Origin of the sequence: Rhodococcus sp. SG20037 (assembly GCF_031763325.1) — a bacterium.
Lineage (GTDB): Bacteria > Actinomycetota > Actinomycetes > Mycobacteriales > Mycobacteriaceae > Rhodococcus_F > Rhodococcus_F qingshengii.
In genome coordinates this window covers 2,004,978-2,018,945 of record NZ_CP134497.1, presented here as the reverse complement: position 1 = coordinate 2,018,945, position 13,968 = coordinate 2,004,978, and the positions used below count along the sequence as shown (strand labels likewise).

Here is a 13,968-nt window from a genome sequence, read left to right as displayed (position 1 = left end):
ACCGAACCATTGTTACAGCTATAGGGGTAGGAACCACATCGGACCGTAGGTAAATCCCAACCGGTCCGGTTCAAAATGGGTTCGCGCTCAGTTCAAGGACCATTTTCCCGGGCTGCACGTCAGCTTCAGGTCCGGAAGAGCTTCTGCGTCGACTTCCGCGGCAAGCTCCGGCGGAGCGATGACATGGGTAATCCAGTCCTCCTCCAAGACGCCATGCAGATTCGGCACCCGGACCTCTTCACTGGTCATGACAACTGCCGCCCCAACTGACCCCGCAAGCAATATCGTCCGAATAGAGGTTTCGTCATCGTCAGGACCTATGTACATCAGTCTTGCGTCGTAGTCGACGTCATGCTCGTTCGCCATCGCACGCAGGCTGTCAGCGAACTCTCCATGATTCACGTCACTCCGACTCGTGTCATCTACAACGAGTGCGGGTGATTCGGGTGTCAAGAGACGAACTCGATCCGAGTACCCAACGGGTCGCGCTGACTGCGAGGCAACTTCCGCGGCTACCTCTGTGTTTCGCAGGTCGACTGGGTTGTCATCCCTTGCTCCCGTCGCGACTCCAGCACCCGATTTGAATACAGCCCATACCGCCACGACCAGATCCAAACCCGTGAGCCCGCTGATGCTGACCCGGTCACCAGGTCCAAGTCCACAATTGATCAAATGGCGAGCCAGACGGGACGAGCGGGCATCGACGTCTTGATACGTGAAGTCCACTCCGTCGACCACAACGGCGACGGCCTCCGGATCGTCCTCGACTGCAGCTGCCAGACGCTGTGGGACCAATTGATTCGATCCGCGCAATGCCGTGGAATCAGATGCACTGACCGAGACCAGTAGCTCGGCACGCTCAGCGCCACTGAGCAGTTCAACGTCGCCGATAGGGCGCGACGGATCTGCGACCACCTGCTCGATGACGCGGACAAAGCGCTGGGCATACCCGTCGACCGTGTGCTGATCGAACAAATCCGCAGCGTAGACCAAGTGCCCGACCATCCCCTGTGTTTGAGGATCCGTTGTGAGTGTCAGTTGCAGGTCGAATTTCGCTGTTGCTTCGACGCCCTCGACGGCAGTGATCGTCAACCCGCCCAGGCTGAATTCGGCTCCGGCCATCGGTTCGACCGACAGTGCAATCTGGAACAGGTCGTTCGCTGAAACACCCAGCGCACCGGTGACCTCCTCGAACGGCACGTCTCCGTTCGCGAACGCTTCGAGATCAGTGTCGCGCACCAACGAAACAAGCTCACCGAAGCCTGCATCGAGATCGGGCGCGGTTCGAAGAGTCAGAGTGTTGACGAACATGCCGACGACGTCGTCGAGATGCTTTTCGCCCCGACCTGCCACAACGGTGCCGATCGCAAAATCTCGACTGCCACCCATCCTCGTGATCAGGACACCGAGGGCTGCGTGCGCCACCATGAACAGCGTCGCGTTGTGTTCGCGAGCGATCTCGTTGAGACGGGCCGAAGTCGCAGCATCGACGGTGAACTCCGCAACGCCCGCCTTGGTCGACATGTGCTCCGGGCGCTGTCTGTCAGCCCGTAGTCCGCCGATCACGTTGAGTCCACTCAAGTTTCGGTGCCAGAACCCCAGTTGCTTCGCGGCCGGAGAGCCAACCTGGTCGATCGAACCGACCACCTCACGCTGCCACAAAGCGAAGTCCGCGTACTGCACAGGCAAGGGGGCCCACGTCGGAGCGGCACCTCGTGAACGCGACTCGTACGCAACCATCATGTCTCTCGCAAGCGGTGCCATGGATTCGCCATCTGCAGCGATGTGATGCGCGACGAGCACGAAGACGAAATCACCGGGCGCGAGCTGCAGCAACTCAGCTCGGACTGGGATCTCCCGAGCGACGTCGAAACCGCGCGACACGAACTGCGCCACTCGTTCATACGCTGCTCCGCCATCTTCGAGCTGGACGACTTCGAGAGCCGGCGCGATGTCGTCGACAGTGACGATCACCTGTGTCGGACCATCCACATCACTCGGGTACTTGGTGCGAAGAGATTCGTGCCGCACCAGAACATCTCGAAGCGACGCCCGGAGCGCCTCCACATCCAACTCACCACTCAATCGCAGCGCCAACGGGATGTTGTACGCCGGCGATGCCGAATCCATCTGGTTGACCAACCACATACGCTGTTGAGCCAGCGACAGCGGGATGCGCTCCGGACGGTCGCGGGCCTCCAACACCTTCCGCGCTCCGGATCCGGCCAGCGCCGAAACCGATCGCGCCAGACTCGCGACAGTCGAGTTCTCGAACAAGATCCGCACGGCCACCTGCGTATTCAGCGCTTGCCCCAACCTGGCAGCCAATCTGGTGGCTACCAGCGAATTGCCCCCGAGGGCAAAGAAATCGTCATCGAGGCCGACTCGTTCCACACCTAGCACATCCGCGAACACTGCCGCTACGACAGTTTCGACTGGGGTAGCCGGCGCCCGGAACCCACGCAATTGAACGATCGGATCAGGCAGCGCCTTTCGGTCCAGCTTCCCGTTCACGGTCAATGGAAGTTCGTCGAGCACAACCAGCGAATCCGGAACCATGTATCCGGTCAGGAACTGCGACACGGAAGCCAGAACATCGGACACCTCGAGCTCCGAGCCGGCCGCGGGCACAACGTATCCCACCAACCGCTCACCGAGCGCATCGTCCGCACGGACCATCGCCACGGCGTGGGCAACACCTTCTACACGAAGAAGGGCCGCCTCGATCTCACCGATCTCGATACGGAAACCACGCAGTTGGACCTGTGAGTCGCTGCGTCCGGCATATTCGAGCATTCCGTCCACGTTCCAACGCGCGACATCTCCAGTCCGGTACATAAGCCCACCAGAACCGTTACGGGCAAAAGGATTGGCCACGAAACGTCCTGCCGTCAATCCGGGCTGCCCCACGTAACCACGTGAGAGTTGCGCCCCGGCAACGTACATCTCACCGCGCACTCCGACAGGGACAGGGCGCAATCTGTCGTCGAGCACGAACACCGAGAACCCACCCAACCCACGGCCGATCACGGAGGCTGACGCTCCACGGACCATCTCCGCATCCAAGCCCAGGAAGGAGACGTGAACCGTCGTCTCGGTGATGCCGTACATGTTCACCAATCGGGGCGACGAATCGCCGTGCCGGTCGTACCAGCGCGTCAGTTGAGACAGATCCAGCGCTTCGCCACCGAAAATCACATGCTTCAAGGACAGTGAGCCCGCAGAATCACCGACGGCACGATCAGCTTCGGCAAATTGATAGAACGCAGACGGAGTCTGGTTGAGCACGGTTACCTTCTCGCGAACAACCAACTCGCGGAACTGCTCCGGAGATCGCGAGGTCAAATAGTCGACGACCACAACGGTACCGCCGTACAACAACGGGCCCCACAACTCCCACACAGAGAAGTCGAATGCGTAGCTGTGGAACAGCGTCCACACATCTGACGAGTCGAATTCGAAATTCGGTTGAGAGTTCGCGAACAACTCCACGACATTTCGGTGGGTAACCGCGACGCCCTTCGGACGACCGGTCGAACCGGATGTGTAAATCACGTATGCAACGTCATCGGCGCGCAGTCGTCCGCAACGGTCTGCGTCGGTGAGAGCGGCCGCGTCGTAGCTGGACAGATCTTCGCTGGTGACGTCCAAAACCGGCACCTCGATATCGATCGCGACATCTGCCGATCCGAGCACAACCAAAGGCCGCGCATCAGCGAGCGTGTACGCAATACGCTCCGCCGGATACGACGGATCCACCGGTAGGTATCCGCCTCCAGCTTTGACCACTGCCAGGAGTGCAACCACCAACTCGACCGAACGCGGCAACAAGACGGCCACCAGCGATTCCGGACCAACGCCAAACTCAACGAGCTTGCGCGCCAGCCGGTTCGCCAAGGAATCCAGCTCACTGTATGTGAGGCGCCGACCCTCGAAAACCACGGCAATCGCATCTGGCGTATCGCGAACCTGCGATTCGAACATCGCCGCGAGAGTCGCATCCGCGTTCACGTTGACACCTGGAACGGCCCACTCGCCCAACACATCCGCACGCTCGGAGGGCGCCAGCAATTCGATGTCGCCAACCACAACACCCGAATTGTCAGCCACGGCCTCGAGCACTCGAACGAGGCGCGATGCCATAGACGCCACGGTCGATTCGTCGAAAAGATCTGTCGCATAAGTGAACTTCGCTGCCAATCCAGCAGCGGCTCCGGATTCGTCGAACTGCTCAGCCAACGTCAACTGCAAGTCGAACTTCGCGAACTCCGTGTCCGGGTCCACGCCCGAAACTGACAGCCCAGGCAACTCGAAGACCCTCGGGGCCATGTTCTGGAACGTCAGAACAACCTGCACAAGTGGATGTCGCGCCTGCGAACGCTCCGGGTCGAGTACGTCTACCAGCTGCTCGAACGGTATGTCACTGTGCGCAAATGCGCCCAGATCTGCCGTGCGGACTCGATCCAGTAGCGCTTCAAACGAGTCGTCCGAAGGAACATCTGCGCGAAGCACCAGGGTATTGACGAACATTCCGATCATGTCGTCAAGTGCTCGATCACCACGCCCCGCAACGGGTGTACCAATCGCAATGTCCGATGTCCCCGATAGTCTCGCGCAGAGAACTGCCAGTGCCGCGTGCGCCACCATGAACAACGACGCCCGATGTTCCCGGGCAATCACATTCATGGCTTCGTTGATCCGTCGGTCGATCCGGAATGCGAAGTCGGCTCCCCGATTCGATGCAACCTTCGGCCGAACTCGGTCTGCAGGCAGATCGAGAACATCAGGAGCGCCGGCCAACGTCTGCGTCCAGTAGTGCAACTGCCGTGACAGGACGCTGGAGGGGTCGTCCGCTGCACCCAATACCTGTCGCTGCCACAGAGAGTAGTCGGCATACTGCACTGCCAAGGGTTCCCAATTCGGGGCGTCGTCCGACAGCCTCGCTGCGTACGCGGCCATCACGTCGCGCGACAGCGGCCCGAAGGAGAATCCGTCGCCCGCAATATGATGAATCACGAAAACAAGTACGTGCTCGTGATCATCTACGCGAAACAGTCGTGCGCGGACGGGCACCTCACTGGTGACATCGAAACCCACCGATACGAACTCGGTCACAACCTTCACGACGTCGTCCGTGGCGATTTCAACTGGAACCGCAAGCGACACAGACTCGGTTGCAGAAAGAACTTGCTGGTATCCCTCGCCATCGAATTCCGGATACACGGTCCGCAGAATTTCGTGCCGTGCAACAAGATCAGCGACAGCAACTTGCAGGGCAGCAACATTCAAGCTGCCCGTCAATCGAATGGCCAGGGGGAGGTTGTTCACTGCAGATCCAGGTTCGAAACGGTTCAGGAACCACATTCGCTGTTGCGCCAACGACAACGGAACTCGCTCCGGCCGGACCTGAGCAACCAAAGCCACCCGGTCACCTGAGCCGACTTCTGACTCCACCCGCGCTGCCAACGACTCGACCGACGACGCCTCGAACAACAGCCGAACCGCCACCCTCGAATCCAGAGCCTCACCCAACCGCGCCGCTACCTGCGTGGCGATCAGAGAATTCCCACCCAGGGCAAAGAAATCATCATCGAGGCCCACCCTCGGAACACCTAAGACCTCGCCGAATACCGACGCCACGATCTCCTGCACAGGGGTCGCCGGAGCTCGGAACACCGCGACCTCGAACTTCGGCTCAGGCAACAACTTCCGGTCGAGCTTTCCCGAAGAGTTGAGCGGCAATTCTTCCAGCACAACGATTGCCGTCGGAATCATGTACGCCGGCAGAACTTTCGGAAGCGATGCCCGCAAAACGGCCACGTCGATGACCGAACTCGGTGATGCGACGACGTACGCAGCGAGCTGGTCGCCGGTGTCCGTGTGCACCACTGCGACCACGCACTGAGCCACCGTAGGGTGCGCCAACAGAGCTGACTCGATCTCACCGAGTTCGATCCTCTGACCACGGAATTTGACCTGAAAATCGGTACGCCCGACATACTCGAGTTCGCCTGCGGTGTTCCACCACACAAGGTCCCCGGTGCGATACATCCGACTGCCACCGGGATTGATTTCACCGTTCGTGTCGCTCACCTTCGCAAATGGGTTCGCGATAAAACGATCACTGGTGAGATCGGGTCGCGCGACGTAACCGCGCGCCAGTTGATCACCGGCCAGATACAGCTCACCTGCAACGCCTACCGGCACCGGCTGCAACCGACTGTCCAACACGTAGACCTGCGAGTTCCACTCGGGCACCCCGATCGGAATCCCTGTCGACTCCGATCCATCGACCTCGTAGTAGGTGATCGAGACCGCAGCCTCGGTTGGGCCGTACACATTGTGCAAGCTTGCAGACGACACCTGAGCGAATGCACGTACCGTCTCGACCGGCAACGCCTCACCGATCACGAAGACGTCCCTCAGCGACACCAATGCGCGCTCTGGAACAGAAGCCGCGAAGACGGTCAACATCGACGGAACGAAGTCCGTCAGCGTCACCCGATGATCTTCGATCAGACCAGCCAGATACGCGGGATCTCGATGTCCGTCGTGAGATGCCAGCACCACACTCGTACCGGACAGAAGCGCGGTGAGGTATCCCCACAACGAGACGTCGAACGTCGTTGCAGTCTTTTGCAGATAGACGTCTTCTGTGCCGATGGAGTACTGATCCTGCATCCACAGGACCTGGTTCACGATGGCGTGATGCGACACCGCAACGCCTTTGGGCTTGCCCGTGGAACCCGAGGTGAAGATCACGTAGGCGGCGTTCACATCATGCAGACGACCTCGACGATCAGCATCGGAAACGACCGAAGGCGAATAGCTCGAGAAATCAGCAGCGTCGATCAACAGCACGTCGGCGCCGTTCGGCGCTACGAAAGCGTCCCTCGTCGTCGACAGCACACAGACTGGATCGGCCGTCGTGAGGATGTGCCCGATTCGCTCGGCGGGGTGATCGGGATCCAAGGGCACGTAGGCTCCGCCCGCGGCGATCACCGCGTACATACCCACTACGAGATCGAGCGATCGACGCATCGCCAAGGCCACCAACGATTCGGGCCCGACACCATCTTCGATCAGCTTGCGTGCCAATTTGTTCACACGTTCCGACAACTCGCCATAGGTCAGCGACTGGCCGTCGAACACCACGGCAACAGCATCGGGTGCCAACGCAACGCGAGTGTCGAACAGCGAAGCCAATGTCTCACTGTTCCCGACGTCATGTGCGGTGGAGTTGCGCGCAATCAACAGCGACTCGCGCTCGGCCTCGTCCAACAGCTCGATGTCACCCACGGTGATCGACGGATCCACGACCACCTGTTCGAGGATCCTGGTGAACCGATCGGCGAATCCACGAATCGTCGACTCGTCGAACAGATCTGTGGCGTATGCGAACTCGGCGAACATGCCGTCTTCGAGCGCATCTTCGACGCGGGGAGCGAGAGTAAGTTGAAGATCGAATTTCGCGATACCGGCATCGAACTCGACGCCTGAGACCTCCAATCCCGAAAGCTCCAAAGCATCCTGCGACATGTTCTGGAAGAACAACGCGACCTGGAACAGCGGGTGATGTGCCTGCGATCGGGTGGGATCGAGCACCTCGACCAGCCGCTCGAACGGAACATCGCCGTTGCCGAGCGCCTGAAGGTCTGTCCTCCGCGTTGCCGAGACGAGCGCACTGAACGAACTGGCGAGGTCAACAGGAGTCCGCAGGACCAGTGTATTCACGAACATACCGATCACATCGTCGAGCGCCTTTTCGCCTCGCCCTGCAACCGGAGTACCGATCACGATGTCACTGGTACCGGACAACCTTGCGAGAAGCACGGCGAGGGCCGAATGCACCACCATGAACAGCGATGCGTTCCGCTCGCGTGCGAGTGAGTCCAAGCTCGACCGAATCTCTTCGCTGACGGAGAAGCGATACGTAGCGCCACGATTCGAGGCGACGACCGGGCGGGATCGGTCAGCCGGTAACGCAAGCACTTCCGGAGAATCACGGAGGACGGAGCGCCAGTGGTCCAGCTGAGCCGAGATCAACGAATCCGGGTCGTCCTCGTCGCCGAGGACCTCCCGCTGCCAGAGTGCATAATCGGCGTACTGCACCTCGAGCGGAGTCCAATTCGGAACGCCGTTCGAAACCCGAGCGGTGTAGGCAACCATGACATCCCGAGTCAACGGGCGCATCGAGAAGCCGTCCGCTGCGATGTGGTGCACAACGAAGGCCAGAACGTACGAATCCCCTGCAAGTTCGAACAACCCGACTCGAACCGGAACGGTTGACGTCACGTCGAAACCCTGGAGCGCGAAACTCAGAAGTTCGTTGTGAATATGCGAGGCGTCGATGACCTTCGGTGTCAGTTCAACCGGCACCTCGGACGACGGGAGGACTACCTGGTGTCCTTGTCCACCTTGCTCCGGATAGACGGTCCGGAGCGACTCGTGGCGTTCGATTACATCAGAAATCGCATGTCTCAGCGCCGAAACATTCAGGACGCCTTTGATATTCAATGCGATTGGAATGTTGTTGACGGCAGAATCAGGATCGAAGCGGCTGAGGAACCACATTCGCTGCTGAGCTAGTGAGAGTGGGATCAACGCCGGCCGTGGGCGGGCCACGAGCGCGGTCCTCCCTCCTGCCCCTGCGATCAACTCAACCTGCGCTGCCAAACCTTCGACAGTCGAAGCATCGAACAACACCCTCACCGGAACCTGAGTGTCGAGCGCTTGACCTACGCGAGCCACCAACTGCGTTGCGACCAAAGAGTTTCCGCCGAGCTCGAAGAAGTCGTCATCCAGACCGATCTGTTCCAACCGGAGAACATCTCCGAAGACGCCGGCCACAGCGATTTCGGCGACACTTGACGGTGCCCGAAACTCGCGCGCCACGAACACCGGATCCGGAAGAAGCTTCCGATCCAACTTCCCCGACACACCCAACGGCAACTCTTCCAGCACCATCACCACCGCCGGCACCATGTAACCCGGCAGACGACCCGCAACAACTCTCTTCAACTCGTCAACGTCCACCACACCACCAGCGGCCGTAACGTACGCAACCAACACATCCTCACGCACAACCACAACTACCGACGACACCGACTCGTGCTCACGAATCACCGACTCGATCTCACCGAGCTCGATCCGCAAACCGTGCAACTTCACCTGAAAGTCACTACGCCCGATGTACTCCAACTCGCCCGACGCAGTCCACCGCACCACATCACCGGAGCGATACATCCGCCCACCATCACCCGAGAACGGATTCGCCACAAATCGATCCGACGACAAATCCGGCCGACCCACATACCCACGAGCCAGCTGAACACCCGCCAGATACAGCTCACCCGCAACACCTACCGGCACCGGACTCAATCGAGAGTCCAGAACAAACACCTGCGTATTCCATACCGGAGCACCGATCGGCACCCCCAGAACATCCGCCGGCACCACCTCGTGGAACGTCACATCCACCGCCGCCTCGGTCGGACCATACAAATTGTGCACCCCGACACCCGGCAACACAGCCCACACATCGGCAACAACACTCGCCGGCAACGCCTCACCTGACGCGAACACCCGAGTCAGCGAAACACACGCAGCCACAGACGAATCCGTCACGAAAACCTCGAGCATCGACGGCACGAAATGCACCGTCGTCACGCCCTCCCCCACAATGACCGACGTCAAATACCGCGGGTCACGATGCCCATCCGGCACAGCCACCACCAACCGAGCACCAACCTGCAACGGCCAGAAAAGCTCCCACACCGACACATCGAACGTGAACGGCGTCTTCTGCAACACCACATCCGACGAATCCAACCCGTACTCGTCCTGCATCCACGCCAACCGATTCACAATCGCCGCATGCGAAACCGACACACCCTTCGGACGCCCCGTCGACCCCGACGTGAAAATCACATACGCCGCATTCCCCGACCGCAAAGGCGAGACCCGATCGATATCCGAAACAGGGTTATCCGAAAAACCAGACACATCAACAACATCAACCTCGACCACCGGTACCACACCGGCATCGAATCCAACGTCAGAGGTACTGATCACGCATACCGGCGACGCCGACTCCAACACGTACGCATTACGCTCCGCAGGCTGATCCGGATCTACCGGAACATACCCACCACCAGCCTTGAGCACGCCGTAAACCGCAACCAACAAATCAACCGACCGACGTACCGCAACACCCACCAACGACTCCGGTCCCACACCCACCGAAATCAGGTACCGGGCAAGACGATTCACCCGAGCATCGAACTCCGCATATGACAGCGAAACACCCTCGAACGAGAGCGCTACCGCATCCGGAGACGCCGCCACCTGCGCATCGAACACGTCCACCAACGACACATCCGCAACCTCATGCGCAGTGCCATTCCACGACTCGAGCACCAAAGATCGCTCACCCGAATCGAACATATCCACATCACCAACCCGAACCGAGGGATCGGCAACCATTGCTTCGAGAACTGAAATCAACCGCTTTCCGATTGATTTGGCAGACGACTCGTCGAACAGGTCGGTCGCATAGACCAGTGCGACGGTCAAACCACCGACCTTGTCCGCGGTATCAGATTCCCACACAGTGAATTGGAGGTCGAACTTCGCGGCCGACGACTCTACGTCCAGTCCGGAAATGCGCAGTCCCGGAACCTCCAGACTTTGCTGCATGCTCTGTCCCAAGTTCTGCAGCGAGAGCATCACCTGGAACAACGGGTTCCGTGCCTGAGACCGGGCGGGGTTGAGTACCTCCACCAGTCGTTCGAATGGCACATCGGCGTGCCCGAAGCCGCTGAGGTCGGATTCGCGCGCCCGCGAAATCATGTCCCGTGCCGAAGCTTCGAGATCAACCTCCGTGCGGAGGACGAGTGTGTTGACGAACATTCCGATCAGGTCGTCGAGAGCTTGATCGCCTCGACCGGCGACCGGAGTGCCGATCACGATGTCCGAAGTCCCCGACAACCGCGCCAGCAGAATCGCCACGGCACTGTGCAACACCATGAACAGTGATGCATTGTTGTCCAGTGCAATTCGATTGAGAGCCTGGTGAAGGTCAGGCTCGATCGTGAATGTGTGCCCGGCTCCCCGGTTCGACGCGACGCGCGGGCGCGGGCGGTCCGACGGAAGATCGAGCTGATCGGGAATACCGGCCAATGCGTGGCGCCAGTAGTCGACCTGGCGAGTGATCAGAGAATCCGGGTCGTCCTCACTGCCGAGAACCTCGCGCTGCCACAGTGCAAAGTCGGCGAACTGTACGGGCAGCGGAGCAAGATCGTGCGAAATTCCCTGTGTCCGAGACACATAAGACGAAACGATGTCCTTGGTCAACGGTCCCATGGAGAACCCGTCACCGCTGATGTGATGGACGACGAACACGAGGACGAATTCGTCGGCGGCGAATTGGAAGAGTGCCGCCCGAATCGGAACCTCGGTGGTCACGTCGAATCCCGGAGTCACGAAGTCGGTCACGCGCTCGACGATCGCCGACTCGTCCACCCGTATGGGAGTCAGGTTCGGTACCACGGCTGCAATGTCGACCAGGCGCTGATATCCGACGCCGTCGACCTCCGGGTACACAGTCCGAAGGATCTCGTGCCGCTCGATCAAATCCTCGAGTGCGCCTTGCAACGCATCGACATCGAGCGCTCCGCTGAGCCGCAGCGCGACCGGAATATGGTCGACTGCCGATTCTGGTTCGAATCGATTGAGGAACCACATGCGCTGCTGTGCCAAAGACAGCGGAACCAACTCGGGGCGCTCGCGAGGGATCAGGGGAACGTGAGCCTTGCGGTCTTCTGAGATTTTCGCTTCGTCGATGAAGACGGCAAGTTCTGCGGCGGTGGGTGCGTCGAAGAAGTTGCGCATGTCGATGGCGATGCCGTGTTCGGCATTGATCCGCGCAACCACGCGAGTGGCGAGCAACGAGTTGCCGCCCAGTTCGAAGAAGCCGTCATCTGCCCCTACCCGATCCTGCCCGAGTAGATCGGCAAAGATCGCGACCACACCGGCTTCGGTGGGTGTCGCGGGCTCGCGATACTCAACCGTCTTCGACGCGAATTCGGGTGTGGGCAAAGCCTTTCGATCCAGTTTGCCGCTGGCGTTGAGCGGAAACTCGTCCAGTTCGACGAACATGGCAGGGATCATGTAGTCGGGTAGCCGTTCGCCAAGCGACGACGTCAGATTCTCAGAATCGATACCCTCGGCGACGATGTAGGCCACCAAGTTGTCACCGATCGTTTCGTCCGAATGGACGATCACCACGGCTTGGGAAACACCTTCGCAATCGAGCAGTGCCGCCTCGATCTCACCGAGCTCGATGCGCAGACCGCGGAGCTTGACCTGAAAGTCGGTGCGACCGATGTATTCGAGCTGACGGTTCGCTCCGGCACCGCGCCAGCGCACCAGGTCTCCGGTTCGGTACATCCGGGATCCGTCAGTAGCGCCGGGCCGCGCCACGAAGCGGTCTGCCGTGAGATCGGGACGCGACACGTATCCCCTGGCCAGCTGAATCCCGGCAAGATAGAGCTCTCCTGCTACACCCGACGGCGAGGGCCGCAGCGCATCGTCGAGCACCAGGAGCTCGGTGTCCGCAACTGCTGCACCGATCGGCACCGACACCTGATCCTGCTCGCCGGTTTCGTAATAAGTCACGTCGACGGCGGCTTCGGTCGGGCCGTACAGGTTGTGGAGTCCAGCGCTGCTGACCTCGCGCAGACGTGCCGCCGTTCGAGCCGGCAACGCCTCACCGGAAGCGAACACGTAGCGAAGGGTTTTGACCTGCGCAACAAGGGGTTCCGCGACGAACACGGCGAGCATCGACGGCACGAAGTGCACCGCCGTCACTCCGCGCTCGATCATCGTGCGAGCCACGTACACCGGATCACGATGTCCGTCGGGTTCCGCGATCACCAGCGATGCACCGACCTGCAGTGGCCAGAAGAACTCCCACACGGACACATCGAAAGTGAAGGGTGTCTTCTGCAAGATCACGTCGTCGGCAGTGAATCCGTACTCGGTCTGACGCCATTGCAGGTTCGCGACGATGGCACGGTGAGAGACTGCAACGCCTTTGGGGCGTCCGGTCGATCCGGACGTGAAGATGACATACGCAGTGTTGTCCGCGCGCAGCGGCGCCAACCGGTCGGCGTCGGTGACAGTTGTCTCGGCACGACCCGACAAGTCGAGGGTGTCGACGTCGAGCGTGGGCGTACCGTGCGGCAGCACCACGGCATCGGACGTTCGTGTGAGCACAGCCGTGGGCTTCGCGATCTCGAGTACGTAAGCGAGACGGTCGGCAGGATGATCCGGGTCGAGTGGAACGTACGCGCCGCCGGCCTTGACGATCGCGTACATCGAGACGAGGAGATCGATCGATCGACGCATCGCGAGACCGACGAGGCTGTCCGGTCCGACACCTGCCGCGACGAGTTCACGGGCCAGGCGGTTCGCCCGCGCGTCGAACTGCGCGTAAGTGAGCTGCGTTCCGGCGTAATCCAGCGCGAGCGCATCCGGCGTCCGCTCGACCTGCTCGTCGAAGAGTCCTGCGAGGGTCACGTGTGCATCGGACTCCGACGCGACCTCCACGATCGAAGTGCCGTCGGTGATGAGACGGTCGACCACCGCGCCGAGACCGTCGGCCTCGCTGCCGATCAGCTCTGGCAGCACCGTGGAAACGACAACAGGAACCAGGGCATCCGCCCCCAATGCCCCACCCATCGCGGTGTCGAGAGTGACCAACTCGTCATTGAGTCGTCCGTAGCTGATTTCGGTTCCACCGTGGCTCAGAGCCACACGATCAGGATCTACCGCCGCAACTGCAGCCACCAACTTCGGCAGATCTTCGATCGTCAGCGACTGCGGTCCCGGAATACCGACGGACATCTACACTTCCTCCAACTGACTTTCGTGAAGTGCGCCCCGGTCGAGCACAGCGTTCTGCTC

At 60.4% G+C, this 13,968-nt stretch carries 1 protein-coding gene; it reads right to left on the bottom strand.

The window, feature by feature from the left end; translation table 11 throughout:
* Window positions 1-87 precede the first annotated feature (87 nt).
* Window positions 88-13,908 carry a non-ribosomal peptide synthetase gene (locus tag RHP72_RS09365; RefSeq protein WP_311094599.1) on the bottom strand — a complete coding sequence of 4,607 codons (13,821 nt, stop codon included), beginning with the start codon at window positions 13,906-13,908 and terminating at the stop codon, window positions 88-90.
* Window positions 13,909-13,968 lie beyond the last annotated feature (60 nt).